General features: G+C 42.5%; 12 protein-coding genes, 1 tRNA gene and 1 other RNA gene. 13 read left to right on the forward strand and 1 reads right to left on the reverse strand.

Going from position 1 to position 17,763, the window contains the following annotated elements; genetic code table 11:
• The first annotated feature begins 57 nt into the window (after nucleotides 1-57).
• The 11 genes from dnaG to lepB all read left to right on the forward strand — a co-directional run bounded on the left by dnaG (nucleotide 58) and on the right by lepB (nucleotide 12,359).
• Nucleotides 58-1,845, forward strand: a complete 1,788-nt coding sequence (gene dnaG / locus FJR71_RS01190; RefSeq protein WP_140813868.1) for a DNA primase — start codon at nucleotides 58-60, stop codon at nucleotides 1,843-1,845.
• Nucleotides 1,846-1,847: 2 nt separating this feature from the next.
• Nucleotides 1,848-2,960, forward strand: a complete 1,113-nt coding sequence (rpoD, locus tag FJR71_RS01195) for an RNA polymerase sigma factor RpoD (protein WP_048689399.1) — start codon at nucleotides 1,848-1,850, stop codon at nucleotides 2,958-2,960.
• Nucleotides 2,961-3,108: 148 nt separating this feature from the next.
• The gene (locus FJR71_RS01200; RefSeq protein ID WP_006596590.1) at nucleotides 3,109-3,438 is read left to right on the forward strand and encodes a metal-sulfur cluster assembly factor; all 330 of its coding nucleotides are present in this window, start codon (nucleotides 3,109-3,111) and stop codon (nucleotides 3,436-3,438) included.
• Nucleotides 3,439-3,593: 155 nt separating this feature from the next.
• Complete coding sequence (locus FJR71_RS01205) at nucleotides 3,594-4,301, forward strand: ABC transporter ATP-binding protein (RefSeq protein WP_048691014.1); 708 nt, start codon at nucleotides 3,594-3,596, stop codon at nucleotides 4,299-4,301.
• 9 nt (nucleotides 4,302-4,310) lie between these two features.
• Nucleotides 4,311-5,111, forward strand: a complete 801-nt coding sequence (locus tag FJR71_RS01210; RefSeq protein WP_048691012.1) for a hypothetical protein — start codon at nucleotides 4,311-4,313, stop codon at nucleotides 5,109-5,111.
• A gap of 76 nt (nucleotides 5,112-5,187) precedes the next feature.
• Nucleotides 5,188-5,535: a transfer-messenger RNA gene (ssrA, locus tag FJR71_RS01215) on the forward strand.
• A gap of 132 nt (nucleotides 5,536-5,667) precedes the next feature.
• Nucleotides 5,668-5,755, forward strand: a tRNA-Ser gene (locus FJR71_RS01220).
• Between the two features lie 128 nt (nucleotides 5,756-5,883).
• Nucleotides 5,884-8,985, forward strand: a complete 3,102-nt coding sequence (locus FJR71_RS01225) for a DNA polymerase III subunit alpha (protein ID WP_140813869.1) — start codon at nucleotides 5,884-5,886, stop codon at nucleotides 8,983-8,985.
• Nucleotides 8,986-9,070: 85 nt separating this feature from the next.
• A complete protein-coding gene (pfkA, locus tag FJR71_RS01230; RefSeq protein ID WP_048689104.1) occupies nucleotides 9,071-10,084 on the forward strand; it encodes a 6-phosphofructokinase in 1,014 nt (337 codons plus the stop codon).
• 60 nt (nucleotides 10,085-10,144) lie between these two features.
• Entirely contained in the window at nucleotides 10,145-11,650 is a 1,506-nt protein-coding gene (pyk, locus tag FJR71_RS01235) for a pyruvate kinase (RefSeq protein WP_048689107.1), read from the forward strand.
• A 151-nt stretch (nucleotides 11,651-11,801) separates the two neighbouring features.
• Nucleotides 11,802-12,359 (forward strand): signal peptidase I, encoded by a 558-nt coding sequence (gene lepB / locus FJR71_RS01240; protein ID WP_006596584.1) that lies wholly within the window; start codon nucleotides 11,802-11,804, stop codon nucleotides 12,357-12,359.
• Between the two features lie 90 nt (nucleotides 12,360-12,449).
• On the opposite strand, the gene FJR71_RS01245 is transcribed toward lepB, so the two are convergent.
• On the reverse strand, nucleotides 12,450-13,643 hold the full coding sequence (locus FJR71_RS01245; protein ID WP_140813870.1) for a cation diffusion facilitator family transporter: 1,194 nt from the start codon (nucleotides 13,641-13,643) through the stop codon (nucleotides 12,450-12,452).
• Between the two features lie 191 nt (nucleotides 13,644-13,834).
• On the opposite strand from FJR71_RS01245, the gene pcrA reads away from it, so the two are divergent.
• Nucleotides 13,835-16,120, forward strand: a complete 2,286-nt coding sequence (pcrA, locus tag FJR71_RS01250) for a DNA helicase PcrA (protein ID WP_140813871.1) — start codon at nucleotides 13,835-13,837, stop codon at nucleotides 16,118-16,120.
• 368 nt (nucleotides 16,121-16,488) lie between these two features.
• Nucleotides 16,489-17,763, forward strand: a complete 1,275-nt coding sequence (locus tag FJR71_RS01255; RefSeq protein WP_023917750.1) for a DUF2130 domain-containing protein — start codon at nucleotides 16,489-16,491, stop codon at nucleotides 17,761-17,763.

The following is a 17,763-nucleotide window of genomic DNA, read 5'->3' on the forward strand; positions in this document are numbered from 1 at the left end:
ACAAAAATTAGTTTAAAATAGTTAATGATATTCTATGGTAAAATGGAGGCACTGTTTATGGTTGACAAACAACTGATTTCAGAAATTAAAAACAGTGTGAATATTGTAGATGTAATCGGAGAAGTCGTTCAATTGACAAAGGCAGGACGAAACTTTTTAGGTCTCTGCCCTTTTCATGGTGAAAAGACCCCTTCTTTCAATGTGGTCGAGGATAAACAATTCTATCATTGTTTTGGTTGTGGTCGCTCAGGCGATGTTTTTAAGTTTATTGAAGACTATCGTGGTGTCTCCTTCATGGAAGCTGTTCAAATTGTCGGAGATCAGGTGGGCATTCGTGTCCAGACTCTTCCTCCAAGTCAGTCTAGGCCCCAACAAGCAGATGGGAAACAGCCCTTCTATGAGATACATCAAGAGGCTGCCAAGTTCTATCATGCCATCCTGATGACGACAAAGATGGGTGAAGAGGCTCGGCAATACTTGTATGACCGAGGGCTTGATGATGAGGTTCTTCGGCATTTTCAAATAGGGCTTGCACCAGCAGAAGGAAATTATTTGCTTCAGAGTGTTTCAGGGAAGTTTTCAGAAAATATTCTGGCCGACTCAGGTTTATTTCATATTAGTGATAGGGGGACCATGTATGATGCGTTTCAAGATCGCATCATGTTTCCCTTGTCGGATGATACTGGTCGAGTCATTGCCTTTTCTGGTCGACTCTGGCGTGAATCAGCTGAGGGAGCAAAGCCTCAGGGGAAATACAAGAACAGCCGCGCTACGCTCCTTTTTAACAAGAGTTATGAGCTCTACCATTTGGACAAGGCCAAGCAGGTCGCTAAGAAAAACCATGAGCTTTATCTGATGGAAGGATTCATGGATGTCATCGCAGCCTACCGAGCTGGGATTGAGAATGCCGTTGCTTCTATGGGGACAGCCCTCACGCAGGAACATGTGGCTCATCTGAGCAAATTTACCAAAAAGGTTATCTTGGCCTATGATGGGGATAAGGCGGGAAGGCTGGCGACAGCAAAGGCTTTGGAGGTCCTGGAAAAACAGGAGGTAGAGGTCGTCCAGATTCCTGATCAGATGGACCCAGACGAGTATCTCAATAAGAATTCTCCTCAGGCTTTGGCGGACTTATTGGAAAAAACACGTCTCAGTCGCGTAGAGTTTCTCATGGATTATTGGAAGCCAGACAATATTGAAAATTTGCAGGCGCAGATTGAATTTGTCGAAAAAATGGCTCCCTTAATTGCTCAGACGCCATCTGTAACGGCACAGAATACCTATATTTATAAATTAGCCGATCTCTTGGTCGACTTTGATTATATGCAGGTAGAACAGACGGTTAATGCTAGTCGCCTTCAGATGCGGAGTCAGCGTCAGGCTCAAGGGCCAATCCAGACGCAGGCTCCAGTTGCTAGTCCAACTGTTGTGCAAAAGCAGCTGCCTCGTCTGATCCGGGCGGAGAATCATCTCCTTCATCGGATGAAGGACTTTCCTTATGTTTTGAATGAATATCGTCTTCGGACAGATTTTTCATTTGATACCCCTGCCTTGCAAACCTTGTACCAACTTCTTTGTCAAAATGGAGAAGTGACATCGCAGGATTTGTCAGAGCAGACAGAGGAAGTGCAACGAGCTTGGTATCTGATGCTAGAAGAAAATTTACCGGATGAAATAGCGGAGAATGAGTTGGAAGAAGTGGAAGAAACGAGAAATCGTGAGCTTCTCCGTAAAGAAAGTCAACAAATAGGAAAGAAAGTCCGAGACGCCTCTCACAGTGGAGATGCGGATCAGGCTTTGTTGGAACTCGAGCGCTTAATCGCTCAAAAAAGAAGAATGGAGTAGGAATGGCGAAAGAACAAAAAGATATCACAACTTTAGATGTCCAAATTGCAGAGTTTATTCGTAGTCATAAGAAAAGTGGTACTGCAACAGATGATGAAATCAATGATCAATTGGTCATTCCTTTTACCTTGGATGCTGATGGAATTGATGATTTGTTGCAACGGATTCAAGATGCAGGGATTTCCATCACGGATAAGGAAGGAAATCCAAGTGCGCGTGTCCTGAACAACGAAGAGGAAGAACCAGAGCTAACGGATGAGGAATTGCTTGGAAGCAACTCTGCCAAGGTCAATGACCCAGTACGGATGTACTTGAAAGAAATTGGGGTCGTTCCTCTTTTGACCAATGAAGAAGAGCAAGAATTGGCCATCTTGGTGGAACAAGGAGACTTGGAAGCCAAGCAACGTTTGGCAGAAGCCAACCTTCGTTTGGTTGTTTCCATTGCGAAGCGCTATGTTGGACGTGGGATGCAATTCTTGGACTTGATCCAAGAAGGAAATATGGGATTGATGAAGGCCGTTGATAAGTTTGACTATACCAAAGGGTTCAAGTTCTCTACTTATGCGACTTGGTGGATTCGTCAGGCTATCACGCGTGCCATTGCAGACCAAGCTCGTACCATTCGGATCCCTGTTCATATGGTAGAAACTATTAACAAGTTGGTTCGTGAGCAACGCAATCTCTTGCAAGAATTGGGACAAGATCCGACACCAGAACAAATCGCTGAGCGCATGGATATGACACCTGATAAGGTGCGTGAAATATTGAAGATTGCCCAAGAGCCTGTTTCTTTAGAAACGCCAATCGGGGAAGAAGACGATAGCCATTTGGGAGATTTTATCGAAGACGAAGTGATTGAAAATCCAGTAGACTACACCACTCGTGTGGTTCTCCGCGAACAATTGGATGAAGTCCTCGATACTCTGACAGACCGTGAAGAGAACGTCTTGCGTCTTCGTTTCGGTTTGGATGATGGAAAAATGCGGACCTTGGAAGATGTGGGGAAAGTCTTCAACGTGACCCGTGAACGGATTCGTCAGATCGAAGCCAAAGCCCTCCGCAAACTCCGCCACCCAAGCAGAAGCAAACCATTGCGTGACTTTATAGAGGATTAAAAAGGTCCGGGGGACCTTTTTAACGGCCACCAAAAAACAAGAGAGTGGCCAGGTCCGGGTGCCCTTTTCTAGAGCCCTTTGAATCTAGGGCTTGCTGTAAACAAAAAAATTCTTCCTGGGGTTGAACTGAGTGAAGAAGGAGTAAAGAATGAGTTATACGACAGAAGAAATCGAACAAATTAAAAACCGTATTCTTGAAAATCTAGAGCAAGTCATCGATCCTGAATTAGGTATAGATATTGTCAACCTTGGTTTGGTCTACGAAATTCGGTTTGATGGTGAAACTGGTGAAACAGAAATCGATATGACCCTCACCACCATGGGCTGTCCATTGGCAGACTTGCTGACGGATCAGATTTATGATGCTTTAACAGGAATGGAAGAAGTGACCAAGGTTGATGTAAAATTGGTCTGGTATCCAGCTTGGACGGTTGAAAAAATGAGCCGCTATGCACGGATTGCATTAGGAATTAAATAAAATTGTTTTAAAGGAGGAATGGATGTTCCTCTTTTTTTGCGAAGATAGTTTGGATGTCAAATAGTACGAATATTATATCTTCTTTTACGATTATATCTTGCAATCACTTCTTAGTAAGGTTATAATAGAATCATTATTAAATTAAGGAGAAGATTATGAATCAGTACCCTTTGGTCTACTTAGACCATGTTCAAAAAGTGTATGGTAAGCACATTGCCTTATATGATGTGAGTGTCAATATTCAACCGGGTCGTATCATTGGTTTGTTAGGACCAAACGGAAGTGGTAAAACAACCATCATTAAATTAGTGAATGGGCTTTTGCAACCTACTTCGGGAAATGTTTATATCCATGGTGAAGTGCCGTCTGCAAGAACCAAACAAGTCGTTTCTTATTTACCAGATACAACTTATTTGGATGAGAATATGAAGATTTCAGAGACTCTTCGTTTCTTCCAAGACTTCTATAAAGATTTCAATGTGCAACGTGCCTATCAATTGTTGAACGACTTACAATTGCACCCAGAGCAAAAGTTGAAACAACTCTCTAAAGGGAATAAAGAAAAAGTTCAATTAATTTTGGTCATGAGCCGTGAAGCGGATTTGTACATTCTCGATGAACCAATTGGTGGAGTGGACCCTGCTGCGCGTGACTACATTCTTAGAACCATCATTCAAAATCGTCGTCCAAACTCATCAGTATTGATTTCAACCCACTTGATTGCGGACGTTGAGCAAGTCTTGGATGAAGCACTCTTTATCAATCAAGGTCGTATTCTGTTGCATGAAAACACAACTGTTCTTCGTAACCAATACGGTAAATCGATTGATGAGATCTTCCGTGAACAATTTAGAATGTATTAGGAGGCTCTTATGTTTGGGAAATTAATGAAATATGAATTAAAAGCAACCTATAAGTGGTATCTCATTATTTCGGGTGTGCTTGCTATTCTCGCAATTTTTGCTGGTTTATTAGCTTCTAGTGTTATTACTGGCGCAGCAAGTTATACAGCAGATACAACCTATACGATTGTGGGAATTGTTGTTCTGGTTATTTTTGCGGGTTACATTGGGTTGACCTTGACCAACTATATCATTATTATTCGTCGTTTTTATAATAATATTTTTGGTCGAGAAGGTTATTTGACGTGGACTTTGCCAACTAGCTCTCATACCGTTTTACTTGCAAAAGCTACATCTGCTTTGATTTGGAGTATCTTCTGTTTTATTAGCTTGGTCCTTTCTTTGGTTATTTTCCTAGGTGTAATTGGACTTTCTCAACAACAGAATATCTTTGAGGTTCTTGGTCTACTTCTTGAACGTATTGGTGGCCCTCTGTTTTGGCAAACCTTATTTTTCCAATTGTTAGCAACCATTTCAGGGATTTTGATGCTCTATTGTGCGATTTCACTGGGCCAACTTTTTATTAATCATCGTGTCGTAATGGCCTTTGTCTTTGGTTTTATTCTTTGGGTTGTTCTTAGCATCATTGGAAGAATGTTTCCTACTGTGGAGTTAACCAGCCTTTCATATCTGTCAAGTGGCTATTATGATACCCTTAGTGATGTATTGGCTGTTAACTTTATTCCGGCTTATATCTATGAACTAGTGAAAATTGTAGCGATGTACTTTACAGTTCATTATGTAACAAAATTCAAATTGAACTTGCAATAAGAATGAAAGAGGGAGGAATTCCTCTTTTTCTTTTGCCATTTTACCCAAAAAATGATAAACTTGAGTATATCATTTTGGGGTCGTTACGGATTCGACAGGCATTATGAGGCATATTTTGCGACTCGTGTGGCGACGTAAACGCTCAGTTAAATATAACTGCAAAAAATAACACTTCTTACGCTCTAGCTGCCTAAAAACCAGCAGGCGTGACCCGATTCGGATTGCTCGTGTCTGATGACAGGTCTTAATTTTAGCGAGATACGATCAAACTTTGTCTAGCAGTTTGATAAGAGATTAATGGACTCGCAGTTTCTTGGCTTGAGTTATGTGTCGAGGGACTGTTAAACCAATACATAACCTATGGTTGTAGACAAATATGTTGGCAGGTGTTTGGACGTGGGTTCGATTCCCACCGGCTCCATTTTTATACATGCAAACGACAAATCCTTGTCGTTTTTTGTTTCTTTAAAATCTATCAAGCAATGATATCTTGTGAGCGATTCCTAAATTTTTTGTTGACAGGAGGAGCGCTTTTCCGTATAATGGATACTAGTTTGGAAGATTACTCAAGAGGCTTAAGAGGCCGTGTTGGAAACGCGGTAGGCGTGTAACAGCGTGCGTGGGTTCGAATCCCATGTCTTCCGTAAGAGAAAGGAAAGCAGATCAGTTGATCTGTTTTTTTTGTTAGGCAGGATTGGCAATGGGTAAGAGTGTCTTCTTTGGCGGATTTCCTGTATAATAGAAGGAAAGAACGGACGAAAAGGAGTGCAAGGTGATTACACAACTGGACACAAAATCGGTTTATACCTTTATGGACAGTTTAGTCTCTATTAGAGACTATATTCAGCGTGCCAAAGAAATGGGTTACCAACAGATTGGTCTCATGGATATAGATAATCTATATGGGGCCTACGAGTTTTTAGAAGAGTGCCAAAAAGCTGGTATTGGAGCTGTCCTAGGTCTTGATTTAGAAGTTGAGTTACCAGCGGGGCCCTTGTCTATTCGTTTGCTTGCATTAGGTACCGTAGGTTATAAACATTTAATCAAGATTTCCAGCATGAAAATGATGGGAACAACTGACTGGTCGGCCTTTCAACACTTTTTGGATGATCTAGCCATTATCGTTCCCTATTTTGAAGGGATTGAGTATTTAGACTTGGGTCAAGACTTTGCGATTGGTGTCTTTCCAGATACTCCAGCGAAACAGTTTTCTCGTCCTGTTTTCCCCCTCCATACAGTCCGCTATTTTTCAATGAGTGATTTGGAGAGTCTTCAGATGCTCCATGCCATTCGCAATAATTGCAGTCTGAAAGAAGTGGGAGCTGTTGACACTTCTATGATGTTACTGCCACCAGAAGAGTTGGAGCGGGCCTTTGCTCATAATTATCCAGATAGTATTTTTTATCTAGAGAAGACTCTTGCGGCTGTTCATTATGAGATTGATACGCAATTAAAGCTTCCCCGCTTCAATCCAGAGAAACCTGCAGTCGAGGAATTACGTGAGTTGGCTGAGGAGGGCTTGAGAAATAAGGGGCTGGACCAGACAGTCTACCAAGAGCGTTTGCGTCATGAATTAGATGTCATCCATCAGATGGGCTTTGATGACTACTTTTTGATTGTCTGGGATTTGTTACGGTTTGGTCGAAGCCAAGGTTATTATATGGGGATGGGACGTGGATCAGCAGTTGGTAGTCTAGTAGCCTATGCTTTAGATATCACAGGGATTGATCCAGTCAAGAACAATCTCCTCTTTGAGCGTTTTTTGAACTTAGAGCGCTATACCATGCCAGATATTGATATTGATATTCCAGATGTTTATCGTCCCAAATTTATCCAGTATGTTAAAAATCGCTACCGCAGTCCTCATGTGGCTCAAATTGTGACCTTCTCAACTTTTGGAGCCAAACAAGCCATTCGAGATGTTTTTAAGAGATTTGGAACCCCAGAGTATGAGTTAACCAACCTCACCAAGCGGATTGGCTTACGGGATACCTTGGCTTCCGCTTATGAAAAAAATTTAGCTTTTCGCCAAGCCATCCAAAGTCGTCCAGAATACCGGAAGGGCTTTGAAATTGCGAAGAGGATTGAAGGGCAACCACGTCAGACGTCGATTCATGCGGCAGGAGTCGTCATGAGTGGAGAAGATCTCACCAATCAAATCCCGATCAAGATGGGCGAGGAGATGAATCTGACCCAATATGATGCCCATGGTGTTGAGGCAAATGGTCTGCTCAAGATGGACTTCTTAGGACTCCGAAATTTGACTTTTGCTCAACGGATGCAGGAAGCAGTAAAGGAAAAATATCAAAAGGATATTAAAATCGAGGATATTCCTCTAGAAGATCCGGAAACGATTGCTTTGTTTGCTGCGGGGAATACCAAGGGAATCTTCCAGTTTGAGCAAGCAGGAGCTATCCGTTTATTAAGACGGGTTCAACCCAACTGTTTTGAGGAGATTGTTGCGACCACATCTTTGAACCGGCCTGGGGCTAGTGACTATATTGATAATTTCGTCAAACGCAAGCATGGCAAAGAGAAGGTCGATATGATTGATCCTAGTTTGGAAGGGGTTCTAGCACCAACATATGGCATCATGCTCTATCAGGAGCAAGTCATGCAGGTGGCCCAGACCTTTGCTGGGTTTAGTCTAGGAAAAGCCGATATCCTCAGACGGGCCATGGGGAAAAAGAACGTGGCAGAAATGCATCGGATGGAAGATGACTTTATCAAGGGGGCTGTCGCGCTTGGACACAGTGCAGAAAAAGCCAAGCAAGTCTTTGCCATTATGGAAAAATTTGCTGGCTATGGCTTCAACCGTTCCCATGCCTATGCCTACTCAGCCTTGGCCTTCCAATTGGCTTACTTTAAAGTCCATTATCCAGATGTCTTCTTTGACATTATGCTCAACTACTCTAGCAGTGATTATTTGACCGATGCGCTGCAATTTGATTTCCAAGTGGCTCCTTTGACCATTAATACCATTCCTTATAAGGATAAGTTCCAAGATCAGAAGATTCATCTAGGAATGAAAAATATCAAAGGTCTCCCAAAAGATCTAGCCTATTGGATTATTGAACAACGACCCTTTGAGAGCATAGAAGATTTTATCTTGCGCTTGCCAAACCAATACCACAAACTTCCTCTTTTAACTCCTTTGGTAGAATTGGGCTTGTTTGACTGCTTTGAAAAAAATCGCAGAAAAGTCCTTCAGAACCTTCCCAACCTATTTGTCTTTGCGGATGAATTGGGTAGCTTATTTGGTCAAGCTAATTATTCCTGGATGGATGCTGAGGATTATAGCAAGGCTGAGAAGTATGAAATGGAGCAGAGGGTCATTGGGGTCGGTCTCAGCCCTCATCCTCTGGTGGAAATAGTAGCAGCAAGTAGCAAACCGACTCGACCAATCGCTTCTTTAAGCGAAGGAGAACAGGCCACCATCTTGGTTGAAGTCCAATCAATCCGGACAATCCGAACCAAAAATGGAGAAAATATGGCCTTTTTACAAGTTTCCGATCTCCAAAAGAAGATGGATGTCACCCTTTTTCCTGATACTTATCGCCACTATAGCTCAAAAATAAGAGAGAAGGGCTACTACTATCTCAAAGGAAAAGTGCAATCTAGAGATGGTCGTCTTCAGATGGTTTTAATGGAAGCAGAAGAAGCCACCAATCAGCGTTTTTGGATTCAATTGTTTGATCACCAAGAGGATCGGGCAGTTTTAGATATCTTAAAAGCCTATCCGGGTCCCTATCCTGTCGTTATTCGCTATGAAGAGGAGAAAAAGACCATTCAATTAAAAGGAGTTTCCGTCCAGAAAAACGAGAAGTTAGAAAATGAGCTGGCAAGTATTGCTATGAAAACGATTTATCGATAAAATCTACGGAAAATAGGAGAAATTTGAGCCTCTTTGTGTTATAATCATTTAGAATGTAAAAGAAAAAAAAGGAGCAAATATCGAAATGAAACGTATTGCTGTTTTAACCAGTGGAGGAGATGCCCCTGGAATGAATGCTGCTATCCGTGCAGTTGTTCGCCAAGCAATTTCTGAAGGAATGGAAGTATTTGGTATCTATAATGGATACGCTGGTATGGTTGCTGGTGATATCCATCAATTGGATGCTTCATCAGTTGGAGATATTATTTCTCGTGGTGGAACGATGCTTCATTCAGCTCGCTATCCTGAATTTGCTGAACGCGAAGGTCAATTAAAAGGGATCGAGCAGTTGAAGAAACATGGAATCGAAGGTGTTGTCGTTATCGGTGGTGATGGATCATACCACGGAGCGATGCGTTTGACTGAACATGGCTTCCCAGCTGTAGGACTTCCTGGAACAATTGATAATGATATCGTTGGTACAGATTTTACAATCGGGTTTGATACAGCAGTTACAACTGTTATGGACGCGATTGATAAGATCCGCGATACCTCATCTAGTCACCATCGTACTTTCGTTATCGAGGTAATGGGACGTAATGCCGGGGATATTGCCCTTTGGTCTGGTATTGCTTCTGGTGCGGATGAAATTATCATCCCAGAAGAAGGCTTTGCTATCGAAGATGTCGTTGAGAGCATCAAGAAGGGCTACGAAAAAGGTCGTACACACAACATCATCGTTCTTGCTGAAGGTGTGATGTCAGCTGCTGAATTTGGTAAAGCCTTGAAAGATGCTGGAGATACAAGCGATCTTCGTGTAACAGAACTTGGACATATCCAACGTGGTGGTTCACCAACTGCGCGTGACCGTGTTCTTGCTTCACGTTTGGGTGCACATGCTGTTAAGTTGTTGAAAGCTGGTATCGGTGGCGTAGCTGTTGGTATTCGCAATGAACAAATGGTGGAAAACCCAATTCTTGGTAGTGCAGAAGAAGGTGCCCTCTTTAGCTTAACTGAAGATGGTAAGATTAAAGTGAACAACCCTCACAAGGCTGACTTGAACCTTGCAGAGTTGAACCGTAGCTTATCTTCTATTTAATATTTATTTGTTAAAATTTGTCTAAAAAGACAGTGTATTTTAAAAGGAGTCATAGAAATCATGAACAAACGTGTAAAAATCGTTGCAACCTTAGGTCCTGCGGTAGAAATCCGTGGTGGTAAAAAATTCGGTGATGACGGATACTGGGGTGAAAAACTTGACGTTGAAGCATCAGCTAAAAACATTGCTCAATTGATCGAAGCTGGAGCAAACACTTTCCGTTTCAACTTCTCACACGGTGACCACCAAGAACAAGGTGACCGTATGGCTACTGTTAAACTTGCAGAAAAACTTGCAGGTAAAAAAGTTGGTTTCCTTCTTGATACAAAAGGTCCAGAAATCCGTACTGAATTGTTCGAAGGCGATGCTAAAGAGTACTCATACAAGACTGGTGAAAAAATCCGTGTTGCTACTAAACAAGGAATCAAATCAACTCGTGAAGTGATTGCTTTGAACGTTGCAGGTGCGCTTGACATCTATGATGACGTTGAAGTTGGTCGCCAAGTATTGGTTGACGATGGTAAATTGGGTCTTCGTGTTGTAGAAAAAGACGACGCAACTCGTGAATTCGTTTGTGAAGTTGAAAATGACGGTGTGATCGCTAAACAAAAAGGTGTGAACATCCCTAACACGAAAATTCCTTTCCCAGCTCTTGCTGAACGTGATAACGCTGATATCCGCTTCGGTTTGGAACAAGGTATCAACTTCATCGCGATTTCATTCGTACGTACTGCAAAAGACGTAAACGAAGTTCGTGCCATCTGTGAAGAAACTGGTAACGGTCACGTTCAATTGTTTGCTAAAATCGAAAACCAACAAGGTATCGATAACTTGGATGAAATTATTGAAGCTGCTGACGGTATCATGATTGCTCGTGGTGACATGGGTATCGAAGTACCATTCGAAATGGTTCCAGTTTACCAAAAAATGATCATCACAAAAGTGAACGCTGCTGGTAAAGTTGTTATCACTGCAACAAACATGCTTGAAACAATGACTGAAAAACCACGTGCAACTCGTTCAGAAGTATCTGACGTCTTCAACGCAGTTATCGACGGAACTGACGCTACTATGCTTTCAGGTGAGTCTGCAAATGGTAAATACCCACTTGAGTCTGTAACAACAATGGCAACTATTGACAAGAACGCTCAAACTCTTCTTAACGAATATGGACGTTTGAACTCAGATTCATTCGAACGTAATTCTAAGACAGAAGTTATGGCTTCAGCTGTTAAAGATGCTACAAACTCAATGGACATCAAATTGATTGTAACATTGACTAAGACTGGTCACACAGCACGTTTGATTTCTAAATACCGTCCAGATGCTGACATCTTGGCCTTGACATTTGACGAATTGACAGAGCGTGGATTGATGTTGAACTGGGGTGTTATCCCAATGTTGACTGAAGCTCCATCATCAACTGACGATATGTTCGAAATCGCAGAACGTAAAGCAGTAGAAGCAGGTCTTGTACAATCTGGTGACGATATCGTTATCGTTGCAGGTGTACCACTTGGCGAAGCTGTTCGTACAAACACAATGCGTATCCGTACAGTCCGTTAATCTAATCAATGAACAAACCTTGTTTTCTAAGTTTAAAGCTTGGAGACAAGGTTTTTCTTTTTAGAGCAATTTTCTGACAATTTGGGAATGTGGGCCTTTTTTATTGTCTAATAAAATGGTATAATGAAATGAGCTGAAAGGGGGGATAGGAATGTCGAAAAGGGATTTGATTCGGAATATTATCATCATTGGAATATTGGGCTTGGTACTTATTACTTTGCGCCTATTTGTTTTTCAACCATTGTGGGTATCTGATCAAATGGCCAATGCCTCCGTTAAGAAAGATGATTTAGTATTAGCGACTAAAAAGGGGAAGATTGATCGAACGGACTTGGTCCTCTATCATGTAAAAGAGAAACAATATCTTGGACGTGTCATTGCGATAGAGAGCGATGAGGTCAGCTATGTGGATGATGTCTTTTATCTGAATGGTGTAGCTACAGCAGAGCCGTATTTGGACAAGATGAAGACCAAACATTTGGCTGCCCCAAGTGGCGATTATTTTACAAATGATTTTTTCTCTAGAGAACTCAAGGGAACCAAGGCTGGAAAAGTACCTAGTAATAGTTACTTAGTCCTAAATGATGATCGCAACAATACCAAAGACAGTCGTGAATTTGGTTATATTCAAGCAGATCAGATTGAGGGTGTTGTCGATTTCAGATTGTACCCTCTAAATAAATTTGGTTTTATTAAAGAAGAAGAATAGTCCATGAGGACTATTTTTTCTTACAAAAAAGCTACTGCAGAAAGGAATTGCAGTAGCTTTTTGTTCTAGTTTAGATTGAGGGAGAGGGATCTATTTTTCCTGTTTATTTGTAATTTGATGAAAGACCTTTTGCCAGTGTTCATGGCGACGCCAGAGACTGGTGTGAACCTGGTTGTGTAATTCATAGCGAATCAATTTGGTCTTTTGACTGATGGATTCGATCTCGAAATTCTTAAAGGGAATTTGATGCTCTTCTTGCAAACGGACTAGGTCCTCTTTGTGGCTTTCTTGGCCGAATTCATTAATGAGGGTGAAGTTGTCTGCTAGGAGGGTTGAATATTCCTGCTGAGCCTGCAAGCGTTCTTCATAAGTTTTCAATTTGAGAAGGACATTGTCCAAAATCTCATCTTCAGGGATAGAACTTGGCTCCACATGGACATCGATATCAAAGACGCCAAACTGTTGCTTGAGAAGGCGCTCGACCTCTTCGGTAATGGCATGACTCTCATAAACAGAGAGGTCTGGATTCATTTCGATGACGACATCTAGGTAAATGTTGCTTCCATAGGTCCGTCCCCGTTGGGATTTGACCCGGCTGACTTTGGGTAATTCTAGAATGGCAGCCTTGTATTTATCAAGAAGACTTTCATCAAATCCATCTGAGAGGCTGAAGGAGGATTCAATGAAAATGTCGTAGGCAGTTTTTAGGATAAAGAAGGTAATAACGATGGCCACTAATTGGTCTACAATCGGATAGTTAAGAGCACTAGCTCCAATCGCAACAGAGGTTCCTAAAGAAGTGACTACATCAGACAGGTTATCTTTAGCAGCAGCATTGAGGGCCTTGGATTGGGCTTTCTTGGCTAAATTGCGGTTATGAAGATAGACCGCAAACATGACAAGGGCTGACCCAACTCCAACAATGGCTCCTAAAGGATCAATAACAGTTGTTTCCCTGCTGAGGATTTTTTGAACCGTATCTCGTAGGACATCAAAGCCCACATAAAACATGATGATGGAAGTTACCAGGCTAGCTAGATCTTCAATCTTCCAATGACCAAATCGATGGTCGCGGTCAGCTGGCTGGCGGGCCATGCGAATGCCGATGAGAAGGGCGACATTACTGATAATATCGGATAAGTTATTAAAACCATCAGCAACCAAACTGGAGGAGTGAAGGAGGTGGCCGGTTGCTAACTTAGCGGCGGATAGGAGCAGGTAGGCCACGATACTGATCAGGGCTCCACGTTCGGCTAGTTTTAAATTACTTTGTGACTTTTCCACGAGTCCCTCCTTACTTTTCATTTTTTACTTCATTCGTTTCCTCGTTTTCCTTTGATAAAGAAAAACGTATCTTCTTAAAGATTCATTATAGACTTTTTACGCTTAAAATTCAAATGAAGCCGACCATTTTCTCAAGGAGAAAGAGGCAAATTGTGATATAATAGAACGATTGAATGAATGAGGAGTATGAGATGAATCCTTTATTGAATGGTATGAATGATCGCCAAGCGGAGGCGGTCCAAACGACAGAAGGTCCCCTCTTGATCATGGCGGGGGCGGGTTCTGGTAAGACACGTGTCTTGACCCACCGCATCGCTTACTTAATCGATGAAAAAATGGTCAATCCTTGGAATATCTTGGCTATTACCTTTACCAATAAGGCCGCTCGCGAGATGAAAGAGCGGGCTTATCAGCTAAATCCGGCGACTCAAGATTGCTTGATCGCCACCTTCCACTCCATGTGTGTGCGTATCCTTCGCCGCGATGCGGATCACATTGGTTACAATCGTAACTTTACCATTGTTGATCCAGGTGAGCAACGAACACTGATGAAACGTATTCTCAAGCAGTTAAACTTGGATCCTAAGAAATGGAATGAACGAACCATTTTGGGGACCATTTCCAATGCCAAGAATGACCTAATCGATGAAGTGGCTTATGCCGCCCAAGCGGGGGATATGTACACCCAGATCGTCGCCAAGTGCTATGAGGCTTACCAAAAGGAACTCCGTCAGTCAGAAGCGGTGGACTTTGATGATTTGATCATGTTGACCTTGCGTCTCTTTGACCAGTATCCTGATGTACTGACCTATTACCAGCAGAAGTTCCAATACATCCATGTAGATGAGTACCAAGATACCAACCATGCCCAATACCAATTGGTCAAACTCTTGGCTTCACGTTTTAAAAATATCTGTGTCGTTGGGGATGCTGACCAATCTATTTATGGCTGGCGGGGAGCGGATATGCAGAATATCCTGGATTTTGAGAAGGATTATCCCGATGCCAAGGTCGTTTTGTTAGAGGAAAATTATCGCTCCACTAAAACCATCCTACAAGCAGCTAACGATGTTATCAAAAACAATCGGAACCGCCGTCCGAAGAATCTTTGGACCCAAAATGCTGACGGGGAAGAGATTGTCTATTATCGGGCCAATGATGAGCAGGATGAAGCAGTATTTGTTGCTAAAACCATTGAAGAGCTCAGTCGCGAAGCGGGCTACAAGCACCGTGATTTTGCGGTTCTTTACCGGACCAATGCCCAGTCACGGACCATTGAAGAAGCGCTGCTCAAGTCCAACATTCCCTATACCATGGTAGGGGGCACCAAGTTCTACAGCCGGAAGGAAATTCGGGATGTCATTGCTTATCTGAACTTGATTGCCAACCTCAGTGACAATATCAGTTTTGAGCGAATTATCAATGAACCCAAGCGGGGAATCGGGCCAGGTACAGTGGATAAGATTCGTGATTTTGCTCAAATGCAAGAGTCTTCACTTCTGGATGCTTCAGCCAATATCATGCTTTCAGGCATCAAAGGAAAGGCAGCTCAGGCCATCTGGGACTTTGCCAATCTCATTCTTGATTTGAGAGAAAGATTGGACCAGCTGACCATTACAGAGTTGGTCGAAGAGGTCCTTGACAAAACAGGTTATATGACGGCCCTAACCAATCAGGGAAATTTGGAAAGTCAGGCTCGCATCGAGAATATCCAAGAGTTCTTGTCTGTTACCAAGAATTTTGATGAAAACGGTGAAACCGTCGAAGACGAATCAGGTGTGGACACCTTGAGTCGTTTCTTGAACGATTTGGCTTTGATTGCCGATACAGATGATGGAGCGCAAGAGACCTCAGAAGTCACCTTGATGACCCTTCACGCGGCCAAAGGTTTGGAATTCCCAGTGGTCTTCTTGATTGGGATGGAAGAAAATGTCTTTCCACTTAGTCGTGCAGCTGAGGATCCGGATGAATTGGAAGAAGAACGTCGCTTGGCTTATGTAGGGATTACACGGGCAGAGAAGGTTCTCTTCTTGACCAACGCCAATTCTCGTTTGCTCTTTGGACGGACCAGCTACAACCGTCCGACACGCTTTATCAATGAAATTAGCTCAGATTTGTTAACCTACCAAGGATTAGCGCGTCCGGCCAACACTAGCTTTAAGGCTTCTTATAGCAATGGTGGCGGAACGACCTTTGGAAAAGGAATGAGTCTGTCACAAGCCCTTCAAGAGCGCAAGAGACAAGCAGCTCCAAGTGCTCTCACGTCATCAAGCCTCCCCTTTAGCAATAGTAACCGAGCGGGTGCCAAAGAAACCGTCGCTTGGTCCATTGGCGACATTGCTATTCACAAGAAGTGGGGCGAAGGAACTGTGCTTGAAGTCTCTGGTAGTGGCAATACCCAAGAGCTCAAGATCAATTTCCCAGAAGTGGGTCTCAAGAAACTCTTGGCAAGTGTCGCGCCGATTGAGAAGAAATAAGTGGAGACCAGTAAGCTAAGTCCACTGTTTAAGATTATAAACAAGCAACATCTTTTCAGAAATCTAAAGTTGTTACTGAATGAGACTATTGAAAAAATATTTTGGAACTAGTTCAAAATAGATTGAGACTTTTCGCCGTGAGGAAAAGCACCAGAAACGCATTAGTTTCTGGTGCTTGGTAGATTTGAGACGTAAGGCTCAAATCTAAGGTATGGAATCCCAACGGGAGTCGCTACCGTCCGTCCTCACTTAAGGAAAGTCTCTATAGAGAAATGAATATTCAGTTAAAACCAGCAAGCCTCGTTTGCTGGTTTTGATTTTACAGGCGGCATGATATAATATACTAAGAATAGAGAAAGAGGCAGGCTATGAACGAAATCAAGTGCCCCAACTGTGGGGAAGTTTTTACAGTTAATGAAAGTCAATACAGCGAGCTCTTGTCACAGGTACGTACAGCTGAGTTTGACAAGGAAATTCATGAGCGGATTCGGCAAGAGTTGGCTTTAGCTGAGCAAAAGGCCCTTAATGAGCAGCAAGAGAAGTTAGCCAAGAAGGACCAAGAAATTGCTCAGTTACAAAACCAGATTCAACAGTTTGATACTGAAAAAGAATTGGCCAAAAAAGAGGTGGAGCAAACGGCTAGCCAAAGCCTGCTAGAGAAAGAAAAAGAAGTGCAGGCACTGGAAAATCAGTTGGCTACCTTGCGCTTGGAGCATGAAAATCAGCTTCAAAAAACACTGTCTGATCTAGAGAAAGAAAGAGATCAGGTCAAAAACCAGCTTCTCTTACAAGAAAAAGAAAACGAGCTTTCTCTGACTTCTGTTAAACAAAACTATGAGGCCCAGTTAAAAGCAGCAAATGAGCAAGTTGAGTTCTATAAGAACTTCAAGGCCCAACAGTCGACCAAGGCAATCGGAGAAAGTTTAGAACAGTATGCGGAAAGTGAATTCAACAAGGTTCGCAGTTTTGCATTTCCAAATGCTTATTTTGAAAAGGACAACAAGGTCTCTGCGCGTGGGTCTAAAGGGGACTTTATCTTCCGCGAATGCGATGAAAATGGGGTAGAGATTATCTCCATTATGTTCGAGATGAAGAATGAAGCCGACGGGACCGAAAAGAAACACAAAAATGCAGACTTCTACAAAGAATTGGACAAGGATCGTCGGGAAAAAAACTGTGAGTATGCCGTTTTAGTAACCATGCTTGAGGCAGATAACGACTACTTCAACACAGGGATTGTCGATGTCAGTCATGAATACGAGAAGATGTATGTCGTTCGTCCTCAGTTCTTTATCCAAATCATCGGCCTCTTACGTAATGCCGCTCTCAACTCCCTGAAGTACAAGCAGGAATTGGCGCTTGTTCGTGAACAAAATATCGACATCACCCACTTTGAAGAAGACCTGGATGCATTTAAAGTTGCCTTTGCAAAGAACTACAATTCAGCCTCAGTCAACTTCGGTAAGGCCATCGATGAAATCGACAAGGCCATCAAACGGATGGAAGAAGTCAAGAAATTCCTGACCACATCAGAAAACCAACTCCGCCTCGCTAACAACAAGTTGGATGATGTTTCCGTTAAAAAATTGACTCGGAAGAATCCAACCATGAAGGCCAAGTTTGATGCTCTGAAAGGAGAATAA

It is taken from the genome of Streptococcus xiaochunlingii (genome assembly GCF_006385805.1).
In the GTDB taxonomy this organism is placed as follows: Bacteria; Bacillota; Bacilli; order Lactobacillales; family Streptococcaceae; genus Streptococcus; species Streptococcus xiaochunlingii.